We start from the raw sequence: 16,866 nt of genomic DNA, 5'->3' as shown, positions 1-16,866 counted from the left end.
ACCAAGCATGAATGACGGCAAGAAGAGCGAAACCGCCCAGGAGGCCCTCGAACACATCGTCTCGGGCGTCAAGCGCTTCCGCGAAGAGGTCTATCCCGAGCAGCGCGAGCTGTTCGAGAAGCTCGCCTACGAGCAGACGCCACGGGCGATGTTCATCACCTGCGCCGACTCGCGGATCATCCCCGAGCTGATCACCCAGAGTTCGCCCGGCGACCTGTTCGTCACCCGCAACGTCGGCAACGTGGTGCCGCCCTACGGGCAGATGAACGGTGGCGTGTCGACCGCCATTGAGTTCGCCGTGATGGCGCTCGGCGTGCAGCACATCATCGTCTGCGGCCACTCCGACTGCGGCGCGATGAAGGCGGTGCTCAACCCGGCTCAGCTGGAACGCATGCCGACGGTAAAGGGCTGGCTGCGGCATGCCGAGGTGGCGAAGATCGTCGTCGAGCAGAACTGTGGCTGCGCCGACCACAACACCCTTGGCATCCTTACCGAGGAGAACGTGGTGGCGCAGCTCGACCACCTGCGCACGCATCCCTCGGTGGCAGCGCGGCTGGCCAGCGGTCAACTGTTCATCCACGGCTGGGTGTACAACATAGGGACCAGCGAAATCCGCGCCTACGATGCCGAGAAGGGCGAGTTCCGCCTGGTCGGCGACGGCCCGCTGCCGATGGCCACGCCGCGGGCGCGCTACCAGGTGAGCTGAAGCGCTTCCGGGCGGTTTCGGTCTGCTGACGAGGCGCGGGGTCAGCGACCACCGGCCAGCGTCGTGCCGCGCTCCTGAATCAGGTAGCACAGGTCAGGGGTCTTGCTGCAGCCGGCGTAGCCTTCGGCGATCACTTCCTCGAGCGCCTTCTGCAGACGATCGATCACTTCGTCCGGCGTATCAGGGCTCAGTGCCAGATACAGCGGTTCGCTGCGATAGCTCAGCGCGATGCGCAGCTGGCTCTCGTCGACGCCCTGCAGCCGCGCGTAATGACGCCACACCGGGTCGGCCACCGCCCACAGGTCGATGCGCCCGGTCAGCAGTTTGCGCAGGTTTTCGGCGTCGTTGAGGCTGTTGCTGGTGGCGATGCCCTGGCTTTCCAGGAACAGGCTGACGCCGCCGTTGGCGTGGCCGCCGATCTGGTAGCCCAGCGCCTGCTCCAGGCTGTCGAACTTCAGGCCACTGTCGGCCGGCGCCAGCAGCACGCTGGCGTGATGGGCCAGCGGCCCGACCCACTTGAACTGTCCGGCGTTCTGCGGCGTGCGCGCCACCGAGAAAAGGCCGTGGGCGGGCTGCTGCCGGGTCTGCTCGTAGAGCCGGTTCCAGGGGCCGCGCAGGGTCAGGTTGTAGGCGATGCCGGCGCGGCGAAAGATGTCGCGCACGGTATCGGCATCGATGCCCTGCACATCGTCGCCGCGGGCGAAGCCCTTGCTGTTGGGGCCCATGTTGAATGGCGGGAAGCTGTCGGTTTGCAGGGTGATCTGATAGTTGGCAGGCAGTTCGGCCTGGGCGGCGCATGCAGCGCTGATGAGCAGGGCGAACAGCGCCCCGGCAGTTCGGGATCTGGCCATGGCATCGGCTCCTTGACGCTTTTCTTGTTGTTGGCGTGAGCAAGGGTAGCGGTGCTGCAGGTACATCGCCAGCCGGCCGCGCTGCCCTGCGGGGCAGCGCGCATTTTTGCCGGTGTCGTTTTCAGTCGGCCATTTCGCCGCAGAGGTCGCGGCAGAACCAGTGTTCCACCTCGGCGTGGTCGAGCCCGGCGGCGAGCAGGGCGAACAACTTGCCCAGCGCTGCTTCACGGGTCATGCCGCCGCCGGAGACCAGACCGGCATCGCGCAAGCCGCTGCCGGTGGCATAGACGTCGAAATCGACATGGCCGCCCGGGCACTGACTGATCGCCGCCAGCACCACGCCCTGTCGATGCGCGTGGCGCAGCGCTTCGATGAACGGGACGTCGTCCGCCGGGCCGGTGCCGCTGCCATAGCACTCGAGCAGCAGCGCCTGAGCGCCGCTGGCGACCAGTGCCCGGACCTGCGCGGCGCCGACGCCGGGGTACAACGGCAGCACCACGACCTGCGCCGGTCGCTGCGGCAACAGCGCCGGCGGACGTTCGCTGGCCGCTGCGGCGAGGCGCTTGCGCGGCGCCTCGGCAAAGGCGTCGAAGGCGTCGCTGCGCAGTTTGCTGACCCGCGCGCCGTGCAGCAGCACGCCGTTGAAGAACAGTTGCACGCCGTGCACCTGCCCGGCCTGCAGGGCGCGCATGGCGCCGAACAGGTTGGGCCAGGCATCGCTGCCCGGGCTTCCCGCCGGCAGCATGGCGCCGGTGAGCAGCACGGGGATCTCAAGATCCAGCAGCAGAAAGGACAACGCAGCGGCGCTGTAGGCCAGAGTGTCGGTGCCGTGCAGCAGCAGCACCGCATCGCAGTCGCCCTGCGCCACGGCATCGCGGACGGCGGACGCCATCTGCAGCCAGTGGGTCGGCTGCATGTTGGCGCTGTCCAGCAGCGGTTGCAGTTCGCGGAAGGTCCAGCTCGGCAGCGGCCCGGCTTCCAGCGCCTGCTGCGCCCGCAGGCGAGCTTCGAAGCCGGAGGCTGGCATCAACCCGGCGGCGCTCTGTTGCATGCCGATGGTGCCGCCGGTGTAGAGCACCAGCAGGCGTTCGATTGATTGATTCACACGCGCTCCTCGCTCGTTCGGCGCAGACCATCAGAAATACAGGCGGATGGGGCCAGCCCCGTGCGCGGTTGCGCAGAGGGCTGGCCGGTCGCGTCGGAGCGCTTAGCGGCGCTCGGTGGTGTCGGGTGTGGCGGGCATGTTCGCCTTCCACACGGCCGGGTCGAGATCCAGGTCGGCGAAGTCCTTCGGATCGAGCACGGGTTGCTCGATGCCGGCGCGGATCTGGCGGTCGTAGTCGCGCATCAGGCGCAGGCCGACCTTGAACAGCAGGGCCACGGCGATCAGGTTGGCGATGGCCAGCAGACCCATGGTCACGTCGGCAAAGGCGAACACGGTGCCCAGATCCTGCACCGAACCCCAGAGCACAAGGATGACCACCAGGATGCGGTAGATCACCACCGGCATGCGCTTCTCGGTGAAGAAGCCCAGCGCGTTTTCACCCAGATAGTAGTTGTAGATCAGCGTGGTGAAGACGAACAGCAGCAGCGCGATGCTGATGAATACCCGACCCCACTCGCCAACCACGGCCGCCATGGCGGTCTGCGTCAGCACCACACCGGCCTGGTCCATACCCGGCTCGTAGACGCCCGAGAGCAGGATGATCAGCGCGGTGCAGCTGCACAGGATGATGGTGTCGATGAACACCGAGAGCGACTGCACGATGCCCTGCGCCACAGGGTGCTTGACCTCGGCGACCGCGGCGACGTTCGGCGCACTGCCCAGGCCGGCCTCGTTGGAGAACAGGCCGCGCTTGACGCCCATCAGGATCGCCGCGCCGATGCCGCCGGCGAAGGCCTGCTCCAGGCCGAAGGCGCTGCGGAAGATCAGGCCGAAGGTTTCCGGCACGGCACCGAAGTTGCTACCGATGACGAACAGCGCCATGCCCAGGTAGGAGAAGGCCATGACCGGCACCAGTACGTCGGCCCACTTGGCGATACGGCGGATGCCGCCGAAGATGATGCCGCCGATGACCAGGGTCAGCGCGATGCCGCTGGCTACGGTCGGCACGCCAAAGGTGTCATGCAGCGAGCTGGCGACGGTGAACGACTGCACGGCGTTGAAGCCGAAGCCGAAGGTCATCAGCAGCAGGATCGAGACGACGATGCCCAGCCAGCGCTGGCCGAGTCCGTGCTGGATGTAGAAGGCCGGGCCGCCGCGGTAGGTGCCGTCCGGCTCGCGACGCTTGTACAGCTGCGCCAGTGAGCACTCGAAGTAGCTGGTCGCCATGCCCACCAGCGCCACCACCCACATCCAGAAGATTGCACCCGGGCCGCCGAGCATGATTGCCACCGAGACTCCGGCGATGTTGCCGGCGCCGACGCGGCCGGCGACCGAGAGCATCAGGGCCTGGAAGGAAGAGAGCTGTCCCGGCTGACGCTCGAAGGCGTGGCCGAAGATGCTGAACATGTTGCCGAAATAACGGAACTGGACGAAGCCGGAGCGAATCGTGAAGAGCAGACCGAGGCCGATCAGCATGACGATCAGCAGCTTGCTCCAAATGAGGTCATTCAGAAGGTCGAGCATGGCAATGTTCACCTTGTTGTCGTTATTAGGGTGCCGGCGCGCGCCGCTGCGCCGTGCAAGCGGGGGATGTTTCAACAGTAGCGACGACAGGACAATTTCGCAGGTGGCCGCGATGTGACGCGACCTGATGCTAGAATGGCGACACTCGCGCCAACCGCCAGGGCATCCCATGACCTCCCACCTCGCCGAAAACCTCAAGTTGCTCTGCAGTCACTACCGCTCGATTGCCGAGGTGTGCCGCAAGCTGGCCATCAATCGGGCGCAGTTCAACAAGTACCTGGGCGGGCAGAGCCGTCCCACGCCGTTCAACCTCAAACGCATCGGCGACTTCTTCGGCGTCGAGGGCTACGAGCTGGAAATGCCGCCCGAGCAGTTCGCCCGGCTGGTTGGGGCGCGCCATCCGGAAGCCCAGGCGCTGCCGCGGACCGATCCGCTGCTGGCCCTGCTGCAGCCGTTGCGCGAGCACGCCGCGAGTCTGTCGCGCTATTGCGGCTACTACTTCGAATACGCCAACTGCATGTCGGTGCCGGGCAGCATCCTCATCTCGCTGGTGCATCTGCGCGAGGAAAACGGCCTCTACCTGTTCGAGCGTCAGGAGCGCCAGGAGCGCGCCAGCCCTACCCTCGGCCACGCCGAGGACTGGGTACGCTGCCGCTACCTCGGCGCGGCGTTCGGCCTGCAGGACCGACTGTTCCTGATCGACTACGAATCGCTGACGCTCAACGAGATGAGCCAGACCATCCTCATTCCCAGCTTCAAGAGCCGCATCACCCGGCTTAACGGAATGAAGACCGGCGTCTCTTCGGGCGACCGCCGCACGCCAGCGTGCACCTCGGTGGTGTGGGAATACCTGGGTCGCGAGATCAACCGTGTCAGCGCCTATCGCCAGGTGATGCTCTACAGCCCGGACGACCCGCGCATTGACCTGGACATCCGCGAGCGCCTGGCGACGCCGCATGTGGAGAACGGGCTGCTCGGCATCGAGTGAAGGCTCAGAGGATCTTGCGGTACTGGATGAAGCCCGAGCGTTCGGCGATGCGGTCGTAGAGCATGCGCCCCGTATAGTTGGTCTCCTGGGTCAGCCAGTGGACGCGCGAGGCGCCAGCGGCTGCGGCCTTGGCGTAGACGTGCTCCATCAGCGCCCGACCGATGCCTTTGCCGCGGGTGCCCTCGGCCACGTAGAGATCCTGCAGGTAGCAGTAGTCACCGCGGGTCCAGCAGCTGCGATGGAAGATCCAGTGCACCAGGCCGATGGCGTGGCCGTCATGCCAGGCCAACGCGGCATGCATCGGCTCGGCTGGATCGAGGAAGCGCTGCCAGGTAAGGTCGCTGGTCTGCTCCGCAATCGCAGCGGCGTAGAAGCGTTGATAGTTCTGCCAGAGTTCTCTCCAGACAGCGTGGTCGGCAGCGGTGATAGGGCGGATCTCAGGCACAGTGCATTCCTCTTCAATCGGTGATGGGCATGCGTGCGGCCAGGGCCTGGTCGCGTGGATCGAGCGAGGCGGCCAGGCCCTGGCGAACCCCGGCCTGGTCCGCCGGCGAGCGGTTCTGCCCGAGTTTCCACTTACCCTCCAGCCGGCGAATCGGCAGGGCGAAGCCGACGATGGCGCGCAGCATGGCGTCCAGGTAGTCGTCTGGTGCATCGCTTACGGCCCAGGGCTGTGGGCGGCTGGCTTCATGCTGATCGCTGAGGCGGCTGACGATCTGCAGCAGGCTCTTGCGGTCGTCGATCAGCTGCACCGGGCCGCGGGCATGCACGGCAATGTAGTTCCAGGTCGGTACGACCTTGCCGTGCTCCGCTTTGGTCGGATACCAGCTGGGGCTGATGTAGGCGTCAGGGCCGCTGAACACGGCTAGCGCTTCGCAGCCGTCCTGCAGCTCGCGCCAGTGCGGATTGGCCTTGGCGAAGTGCCCGTAGAGCGTGCCGAACTCGCCTTCGTCCGATTCCAGCAGCAGCGGCAGGTGACTGGCCTGCACGCCGTCCGTGCCCGCGCTGGTCAGCAGCGCGAACGGCATCGCCCGAATCTGGCGATGCAACTCGCCAAGATCGTCCTGGCGGAATGAGGCTGGCAGGTACATGGCGTCTCTCCAAATACAGTGTTGCCATGCTAGGCAGGATATTGGCCCGCTGTAAGATCCATTACTTGTGACTTTGATAGAGCCAATGCGACCTATGCCGACCACACCCCCGTTGCCTGTCGATCTTTCCGGCATTTGTCTGGAGCGCAGTCAGGGGCTGACACGCCAGCTCTATCAGGCCCTGCGCGAGCGTATCCTCGACGGGCGTCTGGCTGGAGGAAGTCGGCTGCCGGCCGGTCGCGATCTGGCGGCATTGCTGGCGGTGTCACGCAACACCGTTACCCGGGCGTTCGATCAGCTCTACGCCGAGGGCTACATCGAAGGCCGGGTAGGCGATGGCACCTACGTGGTGGAACTCGGCAGCGCGCGGCCGCTGATGCAGCCGCCTGCTTCCGGGGTAGTGCCGACCGAGGCGCTGTTGCGCCTGCAGCGCAATCACCTTGCGCTCCCCGTGAGCGGTGCGCCGCGTGCCTTTCGCATCGGCGTGCCGGCCTTCGATCTGTTCCCCTTCGAAACCTGGGCGCGGCTCACGGCGCGTTTCTGGCGCAAGCCATCGCCGGCGCGCCTGGGCTATGGCGACCCGGCGGGTGAGCCTGCCTTGCGCGAACTGGTAGCGGCCTACCTGCGCAGCAGCCGCGGGCTGAACTGCGATCCGTCCCAGGTGGTGATTACCTGCGGTGCGCAGCAGGGCATCAGCCTCTGCGCCCAGCTGCTGGTGCAGCCTGGTGATCGCGTGGCGCTGGAAAACCCCGGCTACCGCGCCGCCGGCCATGCCTTCGCCGTGGCTGGCGCCGAGCTGTGTGGGGTCGCGGTGGATGGCGAGGGACTGGATACCGCCGCCCTCGCGCAGATCGAAGGCTGTCGGCTGGCCTATGTCACGCCCTCGCATCAGTACCCGACCGGCGTGACCCTGTCGCTGGCGCGGCGCCTGGAATTGCTCGCGTGGGCCGAACGCAACGAGGGTTGGATCGTCGAGGACGACTACGACGGCGAGTACCGTTACAGCGGCACGCCGTTGACGCCTTTGGCGGCGCTGGACCGGCAGGGGCGGGTGCTCTACGTCGGCACCTTCTGCAAGATCACGTTCCCCGCGCTGCGCCTCGGCTACCTGGTGTTGCCTCCCGGCCTGGCCGAGGCCTTCGCCCGTCGCCGTGCATTGGATATGCGTCACTCGGACATTGGCAGCCAGATGGTGATGGCCGAGTTCATCGCCGCCGGCTATTTTCAGCGTCACGTGCGCCGTATGCGCCAGGCCGCCCGGGTGCGCCGCGACACCCTGTTGCAGCACTGGCCAGAGGCGATCCCTGGCTGCGCGGAGTTGCCGGCGGTGGATGCCGGGCTGCATCTGTGCGTGCCGGTGCACAGCCACGCCCGCGAAGCCGAGCTGGTTGCTTCGGCGCGAGCGGCCGAGGTGGAAATGAACGGGCTGGCCGACTACTGGCTGGACGGTCAGGCGCCGAGAGGCGCCGCGGGCGGCCTGGTGCTGGGTTTTGCGGCGGTGCCGGAAGTGGAGATCATCGCCGCGCTGCAACGCCTGCGTCACGCCTGGGACCTGCCGAGCTAGCGGCAGGTCTTCGGGCGGCGCTCACTCCTTGTTGCTGGCGTCGTACACCGCTCGGTCGAGTTCCTGCTCGCTGCGACCGACCAGCGTGGTGGTCATCAGGTCGCCGGCGACGTTCACCGTGGTGCGTGCCATGTCGAGGATGCGGTCGATCCCGGCGATCAGCGCCACGCCTTCGAGCGGCAGGCCGGCAGCGGTGAGTACCAGCCCGAGCATGATCAGCCCGGCGCCGGGGATGCCGGCGGTGCCGATGGAGGCCAGCGTCGCGGTGAGGATGATCATCGCGTACTGCCCGGCGCTAAGGTCGATGCCGAAGGCCTGGGCGATGAACAGTGCGAGCACGCCCTGATAGATCGCCGTGCCGTCCATGTTGATGGTCGCGCCTACTGGCAGCACGAAGCCCGCCACACCTTCGGATACGCCGAGGTTATTGCGCGCGCATTCGATGGACACCGGCAGGGTGCCGGAGCTGCTCGAGGTGCTGAAGGCCACCGCCAGCGCCGGGGCGATGCCCTGGAAGAAACGCAGCGGATTGAGCCGCGCCAGCAGGCCGAGCAGGCCGCCGTAGACCAGCAGCACGTGGGCGATGCTGGCCAGGTAGATCACCCCGATCACGCCCGCCAGTGGCAGCAGTACTTCGGCACCATGGCTGCCGACCACGCCTGCGGTGAGGGCGAAGACGCCGATCGGCGCGACGCGCATCACCAGGTCAGTGAGCTTGTAGAAGGTTTCGGCCAGCGCATCGAACAGGCGCACCGCCGGCGCGCCGCGCTCGCCGATCAGGTTGATGCTGACGCCCAGGGCGATGGCGAAGACGATGATCTGCAGGATGTTGCCTTCGGCGAAGGCGGTGACCGGGTTGGCTGGCACCAGCCCGACCAGGATCGACACCAGCGAGGGCGCCTGCTTGGCCTGCTCGCTGCCGCTGGCGACCATGTTCATGCCTTCGCCCGGGGTGAACAGCGCGCCGAACAGCAGGCCGATGCTGACCGCGAAGGCAGTGGTCACCAGATAGATGACGATGGTCTTCAGACTGATGCGGCCGAGCTTGGCGCTGTCCTGCATCGAGGTTATGCCGGCCACCAGCGAAACGAACACCAGCGGCACGATAAGCATCTTGATCGCATTCAGAAACAGCGTGCCGATCGGTGCCAGCAGCTGCGCGTCTGCGCCAAAGGCCATGCCGGCGGCGACGCCGAGGGCCAGGCCGATGAGGATCTGCTGCCAGAGCGGCAGGCGGACGAGCAGGCGCAGGGGAGCGGAGAGGGTCGTACTCTGAGTCATGGGTTTTCCTGTTGTTTTTATTGTGCGAACGAGCCGGGCTGGCGGCCCGTAAAGCAAGCGCCCGGCTATATGCCGGGCGCGGTGTTGATCAGACCGCCAGCGGTGCCAGGCGTGGCGCGATCATGTTTTCCGGGCGCAGGATCTCGGCGAGCATGGCGTCGTCGAGCAAACGCTCCTCGCGCACCAGCTCCAGCACACTGCGGCCGCCGAGCAGCGCCTCACGAGCCAGGCGGGTGCTGTTGTCGTAGCCGATATAGGGGTTCAGCGCGGTGATCAGACCAATGGAGCTTTCCATCAGCTCGCGGCAACGGTCTTCGTTGGCGGTGATGCCTTCGATGCAATGCTCGCGCAGCATGTCCATGGCGCGCTGCAGCAGGCGGATCGAATCGAACAGCTTGTAGGCGATCAACGGTTCCATGACGTTGAGCTGCAGCTGTCCGCCCTCGGCGGCCATGGTCAGCGCGAGGTCGTTGCCGATCACTTCGAAGGCGACCTGGTTGACCGCTTCCGGGATCACCGGATTGACCTTGCCCGGCATGATCGAGCTGCCCGGCTGGCGCGGCGGCAGGTTGATCTCGTTGAAGCCGGTGCGCGGGCCGCTGGAGAGCAGGCGCAGGTCGTTGCAGATCTTCGACAGCTTCACCGCCAGGCGCTTGAGCATGCCGGAGAACAGCACGAACGAGCCCATGTCCGAAGTCGCTTCGATCAGGTCCGCGGCCTGGCGCAGCGGCTGGCCGCTGATCTGCGCCAGGCGCTGCACGGCAATGGCTTGGTAGCGCGGGTCGGCATTGATGCCGGTGCCGATCGCGGTGCCGCCGAGGTTCACTTCCAGCAGCAGCTCCGGGGCGAAGCCGCGCAGATGGTGCAGATCCTCACCGAGGGTGGTGGCGAAGGCGTGGAATTCCTGGCCCAGGGTCATGGGCACGGCGTCCTGCAGCTGGGTGCGGCCCATCTTCAGCACGTGGGCGAAGGCATGGCCCTTGCCGGTCAGCGACTGGCAGAGGCTCTCCAGGCTGGCGAGGAGGGTGTCGTGACCGAGCAGCAGGCCCAGGCGAATCGCCGTCGGATAGGCGTCGTTGGTGGACTGCGCCATGTTCACGTCGTTGTTCGGGTGCAGGTACTGGTACTCGCCCTTGGCGTGGCCCATCGCTTCCAGGCCGAGGTTGGCGATCACTTCGTTGGCGTTCATGTTGGTCGAGGTGCCGGCGCCGCCCTGGATCATGTCCACCACGAACTGCTCATGGAATTCGCCGCGAATCAGTCGTGCACAGCCCTGGCTGATTGCCACGTGCTTGGCTTCGGGCAGGTAGCCCAGCTCGCGGTTGGCGTCTGCGGCGGCCTGCTTGACCATCGCCAGGGCGACGATCAGCTTCGGGTAATGCGCCAGCGGCACGCCGGAGAGGCGGAAGTTGTGCAGTGCGCGCAGGGTCTGGATGCCGTAGTAGGCGTTGGAAGGAACGGGGAGGGTGCCAAGCAGGTCTTTTTCGACTCGCGATGATGCAACTTCGGACATGATGGTAATGTGGCTTCGGTAGGCGCAGGCAGTGCTGCAGTGCGCCTAAAATAAGGCTTTCAGGCGTTTCGCGGCCAATGCCGTTGCTGGCTGCCCTATGCCGAAACGGCATAATGTCCGTGTGACTTTGTACCGGTCGCAATCGTATCGAGGGATGTTCAGGTGAATCTGGAAACCAAGTGGCTGGAGGATTTCGTGGCGCTGGCGGCGACCCGCAGCTTCTCCCAGGCCGCGCAACGCCGCTTCGTCACGCAGCCGGCCTTCAGCCGGCGGATACGCTCGCTGGAGGAGGCGCTCGGCCTGCAACTGATCAACCGCTCGCGCACGCCGATCGAGCTGACCGAGGCCGGCCAGCTGTTCCTGGTCAGTGCGCGCAACATGGTCGAACAGCTCGGCGAAGTGGTGCGCCATCTGCACCACGTCGAGGGCCAGCAGGGCGAGGTGTTGCAGATATCCGCCGCGCACTCGCTGGCGCTGGGCTTCTTCCCTGCGTGGATCGCCGGCCTGCGCCACGACGGGCTGAACATCGCCACCCGGCTGATCGCCACCAACGTCGGCGAAGCCGTGCATGTGCTGCGCGAAGGCGGCTGCGACCTGATTCTCGCCTACTACGACCCGGATGCCGCGCTGCAGCTCGACCCAGAGCTGTTCCCCTCGCTGCACCTGGGGCGCACCGAGATGCTGCCAGTCTGCGCGGCGGGTGCCGACGGCGCGCCGCTGTACGACGTCGACAGCGGCCAGACGGTGCCGCTGCTGGCCTACAGCGCTGGCGCCTTTCTCGGTCGCTCGGTGAACCTGCTGTTGCGTCAGCGCGCGCTGCGTTCGACCACCGTTTACGAGACTGCCATGGCCGACAGCCTGAAGAGCATGGCACTGCAGGGGCTGGGGATCGCCTGGGTGCCGCGCCTGAGCGTCGAGCCCGAGCTGCAGCGTGGCGAGCTGGCGATCTGTGGTAGCGAGCAATGGCGCGTACCACTGGAAATCCGCCTGTATCGCTGCTCGCTGATGCGCAAGGGTGCAGTGCGCTTGCTCTGGCGAAGGCTGGAAAACCGTGCCGCGCAAGCGCAGCGACAGGCGGGCGAAGCGGCAGGTTAAAGCGCCCCACGCGGCCAAATGTGCGTAACAAGCGGTTAACTGCACACATTTTGTTGCTTCGCGCGAGGCAACTTTTTCGGGCGATGCTGTCTTAGCTGAGCAATCCGTGCCATGGCCAGGCCGGACTCTAGCCAAGGACAGACAGCCGTGAATTACGACTCCGACGCCGCCGTGCCCCCTGCGGGCTCGGTCTTTGCTGTGCTCGACCCGGCGACCGCCGGCATCGAGCCCGTCACTTTGCATGCCGCGCTGAGCCGCGTGGCGCATGGTGCGCCTGATCGATCGGCGGTGCTTTCGACACGCTTCGCGCCGCTGGACCATCGCGGCCTGCAGCAGATGATCGAGCAGACCCGTCGCCAGCTGCGCCTGGCCGGCTTCGGCCGCGACGCACGCATCGGCGTATTGCTGCCAGAAGCCCCGCAGGCGGCGGTCGCGATCATTGCCGTCGCCTGTTCCGCGGTTGCCGTACCGCTCGATCCGCGCCTCGGCCCGGCCGAACTGGATCAGTTTCTCCAACAGCTGCCGCTCGATGCCCTGCTGATCAGCAGTGACGGCGATCAGCAGGGCCGGGCGGCCGCCGAGCGCCACGGGCTGACGCTGATCAGAGCCGAAGCGGCCGCGGACGGCAGCCCGGCGTTACAGCTCGACATGCCGCTGGCTGCACAGCCGGCCACCGATGATCTGCCCGAGGCAGACGCTCCGGCGTTCATCCTGCGCAGCTCCGGCACCACGGCGTTGCCCAAGCTGATTCCCTTCACCCATCGCAACATGCTGACCGCCGCCCGCAAGTGGCAGCGCTGGTTCGGCCTGGATGCCGGCGACCGCTGCCTGTGCGTATCGGCGCCCTATTATTCCCACGGGCTGAAGGTCACCATCCTCACGCCGTTGCTCACCGGCGGCAGCGTTGCCTTTCCGCTCAGCCCGGCCGTGGTGGACCTGCACGAGTGGTTCGAAAGCCTGCGGCCGAGCTGGTATTCCGCCGGCCCAGCGTTGCACCGCGCAATTCTCGAAGCGGCCAGCGCGCACCCCGAAGGGTTGGGCACGCAGCGGCCGCGCTTCGCCTCATCCGGCGGCGCGCCGCTGGGACAGGACATCATCGATGCCTTCGAGCAGACCATGGGCTTCCCGCTGCTGGAGCACTACGGCTCCAGCGAGGCCGCGCAGATCGCCGTCAACACCCCGACCGAGCGCAAGGCGGACACGGTCGGTCGGCCCTGGCCGGAAACCCTGAGCATCGTCGACGAGAACGGCATTCCGCTAGCGGCGGGCGAGCGCGGCGAGATCCGCGTGCGTGGCGCGACGGTTATGCCTGGCTATCTTGGCGATGACACGCTCAACCGCGAGGTGCTGCGCGACGGCTGGTTCCACACCGGCGACATCGGCAGCCTCGACGAGGACGGCTTCCTGCGCCTGCATGGACGCCTGCGGGAAGTGATCAACCGCGGCGGCGAGAAGGTCAGCCTGCCGGAAGTCGATGCGGTGCTGTTGCGCCATCCGGCGGTGGCCGATGCAGCGGCGTTCGCCGTGCCGCATCAGCGCCTCGGCCAGGACGTCGCCGCCGCCGTGGTGCTACGCCCTGACATGCAGGTGGCGGCCGAGGAGCTGCAGCGCTACCTGCGGGGCGAGCTGGTGTACTTCAAGGTGCCGCGGCGCGTGCAGATCATCGAAGCCTTGCCGCGCGGCTTGACCGGCAAGGTGTTGCGGCATCGGCTGGCGGATGCCTACCTCGAGCAGCGCAGCGCGCGGGCCCGGGCCGCGGCGGTGGCCGAGGCGGCGTCCGAACTGGAGCAGCAGGTGCTGGCGCTCTGGCGGCGACTGCTGAAAACCGAGGCGGTCGGCCCGAACGACAACTTTCTCGATTGTGGTGGTGACTCGCTGCTGGCCACCGAAATGCTTGCCGAGCTGGAGCAGATGGTCGGGCGGGTGATCCCCGAGTCGTTGCTGGTCGAGGCGGAGACTGCCCGCGAGCTGGCAGCACGCCTGGAGAATCTTGCCAACCACATCATTCCGGTCATCGATTTCAACGCTCAGCCAGGGCGCACGCCGTTGTTCTGGTTCCACGGCGATTTCGCCCATGGCGGCTACTACATCCGTCGCCTGGCCCGGCTGCTCGGCCCGCAGCAGCCGCTGACCGCCATCGCCCCGCATGGCATGGACAACGAGCCGATACCAGAGTCGGTGCAGCAGATGGCGCGTGAACGTCTGCCGCTGATCCTCGCGCGCCAGGCGCAGGGACCGTACCGCATCGGCGGCTACTGCAACGGCGCGCTGGTGGCCTTCGAGGCCGCTCGTTTGCTCATCGAGGCGGGCCATGAGGTGGAGATCGTCGCTCTGATCGATCCGCCCACCGCCAATGTTCGCCCGTGGTCGCGGGCCATCCTGCGTACCCTCGACCGGGTGCTGCCGGACATGCACCTTGCCCGCGCCTACGAGGCGCTCAGCCGTTTCGGTGAAACCAGCAAGTGGCCCTATCCCAAGCGCTTCGCCAACCTGGCCTGGAAGCTGTCGCGGCGCAGCGTGCGCATGGTGCAGCAGCGGCTGGCCGGTCACGTGCCAATACCACCCACCGCGCGTGATCGTGAGGTGCGCGTGCGCTTCCTGCAGTACTCGCTGGTAATGGCGCGCTACCTGCCCCGGCGCATCGACGCGCCGGTGGTGTATTTCTCCGCCGACTACACCAGTCGCGCCTGGCGCGGCATGGGGGCGAGCTTCGAGAGTTACGACGTGCTCGGCGGCCATCATCGCTGTGTCAAGGACTACACCGCCTCCATCGCCACGCCGCTGCGCGCGCTGCTTGAGGATCCGACTGCGGCAATGCCTGGTCAGAGCGGCTTGATGTTGCCGCTGACCGAGCCGGGCAAGCGCGATGGTCTGGTGCCCTGATCATGCTCGCGTCGACCCCAGCGCTGCCGCGCAACTTCCCGAGTCACCCGGTAACAGGAGTAACCGCATGAAACGCTCGATCGCCACCGTGTCGCTGAGCGGCACCCTGCCGGAGAAGCTGGAGGCCGCCGCGGCGGCTGGATTCGATGGCGTCGAGCTGTTCGAGAACGACCTGCTCTATCACTCCGGCAGCCCGCAGGACATCCGCCGCCTGTGCGAGGACCTGGGCATTGCCGTCACGCTGTTCCAGCCGTTCCGCGATTTCGAGGGCTGCCCGCGGGCGCGCGTGCAGCGCAATCTCGATCGCGCCGAGCGCAAGTTCGACCTGATGCACGAACTGGGCGTCGACCTGATGCTGCTCTGCAGCAACGTCCAGGCCGATGCGCTGGGCGATAACGAGACACTGGTGGGTGACCTTGGCCAGATCGCCGAGCGCGCCGGTGCACGCGGGCTGCGCGTGGGCTACGAGGCGCTGGCCTGGGGCCGCCACGTGAAGACCTGGCGGCAGGTCTGGTCACTGGTACAACAGGTCGACAATCCTGCACTGGGGGTGATTCTCGACAGTTTCCATACGCTGGCGCTGGGCGATGACCCGAGCGGCATCGTCGATATCCCGGGCGAGCGGATCTTCTTCGTACAGCTCGCCGATGCGCCGCTGCTGGCAATGGATGTGCTGCAGTGGAGTCGGCATTTCCGTTGTTTTCCCGGTCAGGGCGAATTCGACCTGGCGGGCTTTCTCGCACCTGTGCTGCAGGCCGGCTACAGCGGCCCGTTGTCGCTGGAAGTGTTCAACGATGGCTTCCGCGCTGCGCCGCCGCGAGGCATCGCCGCTGACGGCCTGCGTGCGCTTCAGCACCTGGAAGAGAAAACCGGGCAGCGCCTGAGTGCCTCGACCAGCCCGGCGCTGGCGCAAACGCTGTTCGCGCCACCGCCGGCACCGCGCTACGAAGGCATCGATTTCCTCGAGTTCGCGGTGGACGAGCCGCACGCCGTGCGCCTCGGCAGCTGGCTGCAGCGTCTTGGCTTCGCCCATGTCGGTCAGCACCGCTCGAAGGATGTGCAGCTGTTTCGCCAGGGCGAGATCAATATCGTGCTCAACGCCGAGCCCTATTCGTTTGCCCACAACTACTTCGAGGCGCATGGCCCTTCGGTGTGTGCAATGGCGCTGAAGATCGACGAAGAGGGGCCGGCGCTGGCGCGTGCCTGCGCCTTTGGCGGCCAGCCCTACCGTGGCCTGATCGGGCCGAACGAGCGGCAGATTCCGGCCGTGCGCGCGCCGGACGGCAGCCTGATCTATCTGCTCGAGTCCGGCGCGCCAGGGCAGAGCAACTACGACATCGACTTTCGCCTGCATGCGGTCGGCCCGAAGGATGCGGGCTTGCGGCGTATCGATCACATGGCTACCGCGCTGCCGGCCGAAAGCCTGGCCAGCTGGGTGCTGTTCTATCGCAGCCTGTTCGATTTCGAGGCCGACAACGAGCTGCTGCTGCCCGATCCCTATGGGCTGATGAAGTGCCGCGCCATGCGTAGCCCCTGCGGCCGCGTCCGGCTGCCGCTGAACACCTCGCAGGATCGCGACACCGTGATCGCCCAGGCGCTGTCCAGTTATCGTGGCGCCGGGGTGCACCACGTGGCGTTCGCCTGCGACGACATCTTCGCCGAGGTCGCCCGGGCGCAGGCGGCCGGGGTGCCGTTGCTGGAAATCCCGCGCAACTACTACGACGATCTGGCGGCGCGGTTCGATTTCGACGACGCGCTGCTCGCCGAGCTGGCGCGCTACAACGTGCTCTACGACCGTGATGCCGAGGGTGGCGAGCTGTTTCACGTCTACACCGAGCCGTTCGAAGGCCGCTTCTTCTTCGAGATCCTGCAGCGCTGCAATGGCTACGCCGGCTACGGCACCGCCAATGTCGCGGTACGCCTGGCGGCGATGGCCAAGCAATGCCGCCGTTCGGTCTCCGGCACCACCAGCGTCGCCAGCGCCTGCTGAAACGACGGCGAACTCGACCGCCAGGCTCCAGTGGCCTGTTTGGTAAGTTCAGTTGGTCAATTTCGGTGCCCATGGCCCCCGATACTGCGTTGCTGCTCCTTGCCATAGCCCAGCTATGACTCGTCGCAGCGCCTTGTTTCGGACCCATGCTCATCCGAACTTGCCTCAACCCACTCACCGCACAGGCCACTAGCTCGACGCCGCGAGCGCGATGGTATGATCACGGCCTCGCCGCGCCTACTGCTGATTATTCGCCTTGCGCGGCCGCTGGAGCC

Annotated in this window: 13 protein-coding genes; 6 read left to right on the top strand and 7 right to left on the bottom strand. The window is 66.6% G+C overall.

Annotated elements, in window-relative coordinates; translation table 11 throughout:
* Positions 1-7 precede the first annotated feature (7 nt).
* Positions 8-706: a carbonic anhydrase gene (locus tag LW136_RS21350; protein ID WP_014822032.1), complete on the top strand. Its 699-nt coding sequence runs from the start codon at positions 8-10 to the stop codon at positions 704-706.
* A gap of 41 nt (positions 707-747) precedes the next feature.
* On the opposite strand, the gene LW136_RS21345 is transcribed toward LW136_RS21350, so the two are convergent.
* The 3 genes from LW136_RS21345 to LW136_RS21335 all read right to left on the bottom strand — a co-directional run bounded on the left by LW136_RS21345 (position 748) and on the right by LW136_RS21335 (position 4,186).
* Positions 748-1,557, bottom strand: coding sequence for a substrate-binding periplasmic protein (locus LW136_RS21345; RefSeq protein ID WP_234174107.1), 810 nt, complete (start codon positions 1,555-1,557; stop codon positions 748-750).
* Between the two features lie 121 nt (positions 1,558-1,678).
* Complete coding sequence (locus tag LW136_RS21340; RefSeq protein ID WP_041015382.1) at positions 1,679-2,662, bottom strand: asparaginase; 984 nt, start codon at positions 2,660-2,662, stop codon at positions 1,679-1,681.
* Positions 2,663-2,764: 102 nt separating this feature from the next.
* Entirely contained in the window at positions 2,765-4,186 is a 1,422-nt protein-coding gene (locus LW136_RS21335; protein ID WP_234174105.1) for an alanine/glycine:cation symporter family protein, read from the bottom strand.
* A 169-nt stretch (positions 4,187-4,355) separates the two neighbouring features.
* On the opposite strand from LW136_RS21335, the gene LW136_RS21330 reads away from it, so the two are divergent.
* A complete protein-coding gene (locus LW136_RS21330) occupies positions 4,356-5,174 on the top strand; it encodes a helix-turn-helix domain-containing protein (RefSeq protein WP_234174103.1) in 819 nt (272 codons plus the stop codon).
* 4 nt (positions 5,175-5,178) lie between these two features.
* Here the strand turns inward: LW136_RS21330 and LW136_RS21325 are convergent, their stop codons facing one another.
* Positions 5,179-5,619: a GNAT family N-acetyltransferase gene (locus LW136_RS21325; RefSeq protein WP_234174101.1), complete on the bottom strand. Its 441-nt coding sequence runs from the start codon at positions 5,617-5,619 to the stop codon at positions 5,179-5,181.
* A gap of 13 nt (positions 5,620-5,632) precedes the next feature.
* The gene (locus LW136_RS21320; protein ID WP_046618079.1) at positions 5,633-6,265 is read right to left on the bottom strand and encodes an FMN-binding negative transcriptional regulator; all 633 of its coding nucleotides are present in this window, start codon (positions 6,263-6,265) and stop codon (positions 5,633-5,635) included.
* 94 nt (positions 6,266-6,359) lie between these two features.
* On the opposite strand from LW136_RS21320, the gene pdxR reads away from it, so the two are divergent.
* Entirely contained in the window at positions 6,360-7,829 is a 1,470-nt protein-coding gene (gene pdxR / locus LW136_RS21315; protein ID WP_234174100.1) for a MocR-like pyridoxine biosynthesis transcription factor PdxR, read from the top strand.
* Between the two features lie 21 nt (positions 7,830-7,850).
* On the opposite strand, the gene LW136_RS21310 is transcribed toward pdxR, so the two are convergent.
* Both LW136_RS21310 and LW136_RS21305 read right to left on the bottom strand, forming a co-directional pair.
* The gene (locus LW136_RS21310; RefSeq protein WP_234174098.1) at positions 7,851-9,110 is read right to left on the bottom strand and encodes a dicarboxylate/amino acid:cation symporter; all 1,260 of its coding nucleotides are present in this window, start codon (positions 9,108-9,110) and stop codon (positions 7,851-7,853) included.
* An 88-nt stretch (positions 9,111-9,198) separates the two neighbouring features.
* Positions 9,199-10,623, bottom strand: coding sequence for an aspartate ammonia-lyase (locus tag LW136_RS21305; protein WP_234174096.1), 1,425 nt, complete (start codon positions 10,621-10,623; stop codon positions 9,199-9,201).
* Between the two features lie 162 nt (positions 10,624-10,785).
* On the opposite strand from LW136_RS21305, the gene LW136_RS21300 reads away from it, so the two are divergent.
* The 3 genes from LW136_RS21300 to LW136_RS21290 all read left to right on the top strand — a co-directional run bounded on the left by LW136_RS21300 (position 10,786) and on the right by LW136_RS21290 (position 16,591).
* Positions 10,786-11,718, top strand: a complete 933-nt coding sequence (locus tag LW136_RS21300; protein ID WP_023445448.1) for a LysR substrate-binding domain-containing protein — start codon at positions 10,786-10,788, stop codon at positions 11,716-11,718.
* Between the two features lie 147 nt (positions 11,719-11,865).
* On the top strand, positions 11,866-14,601 hold the full coding sequence (locus LW136_RS21295; protein ID WP_234174094.1) for an AMP-binding protein: 2,736 nt from the start codon (positions 11,866-11,868) through the stop codon (positions 14,599-14,601).
* A gap of 67 nt (positions 14,602-14,668) precedes the next feature.
* Positions 14,669-16,591 carry a bifunctional sugar phosphate isomerase/epimerase/4-hydroxyphenylpyruvate dioxygenase family protein gene (locus LW136_RS21290; protein WP_234174092.1) on the top strand — a complete coding sequence of 641 codons (1,923 nt, stop codon included), beginning with the start codon at positions 14,669-14,671 and terminating at the stop codon, positions 16,589-16,591.
* The last annotated feature ends 275 nt before the right edge of the window (positions 16,592-16,866 follow it).

Origin of the sequence: Stutzerimonas kunmingensis (assembly GCF_021432085.1) — a bacterium.
GTDB lineage: Bacteria > Pseudomonadota > Gammaproteobacteria > Pseudomonadales > Pseudomonadaceae > Stutzerimonas.
This window is presented reverse-complemented; position numbering and strand designations above follow the sequence as displayed.

What these genes read in the sequence shown, in the direction of transcription:
- LW136_RS21320 (WP_046618079.1), bottom strand. Translation starts at nt 6,265, where the DNA reads ATGTACCTGCCAGCCTCATTCCGCCAGGACGATCTTGGCGAGTTGCAT.
- LW136_RS21335 (WP_234174105.1), bottom strand. Translation starts at nt 4,186, where the DNA reads ATGCTCGACCTTCTGAATGACCTCATTTGGAGCAAGCTGCTGATCGTC.
- LW136_RS21305 (WP_234174096.1), bottom strand. Translation starts at nt 10,623, where the DNA reads ATGTCCGAAGTTGCATCATCGCGAGTCGAAAAAGACCTGCTTGGCACC.
- LW136_RS21350 (WP_014822032.1), top strand. Translation starts at nt 8, where the DNA reads ATGAATGACGGCAAGAAGAGCGAAACCGCCCAGGAGGCCCTCGAACAC.
- LW136_RS21345 (WP_234174107.1), bottom strand. Translation starts at nt 1,557, where the DNA reads ATGGCCAGATCCCGAACTGCCGGGGCGCTGTTCGCCCTGCTCATCAGC.
- LW136_RS21330 (WP_234174103.1), top strand. Translation starts at nt 4,356, where the DNA reads ATGACCTCCCACCTCGCCGAAAACCTCAAGTTGCTCTGCAGTCACTAC.
- pdxR (WP_234174100.1), top strand. Translation starts at nt 6,360, where the DNA reads ATGCCGACCACACCCCCGTTGCCTGTCGATCTTTCCGGCATTTGTCTG.
- LW136_RS21290 (WP_234174092.1), top strand. Translation starts at nt 14,669, where the DNA reads ATGAAACGCTCGATCGCCACCGTGTCGCTGAGCGGCACCCTGCCGGAG.
- LW136_RS21310 (WP_234174098.1), bottom strand. Translation starts at nt 9,110, where the DNA reads ATGACTCAGAGTACGACCCTCTCCGCTCCCCTGCGCCTGCTCGTCCGC.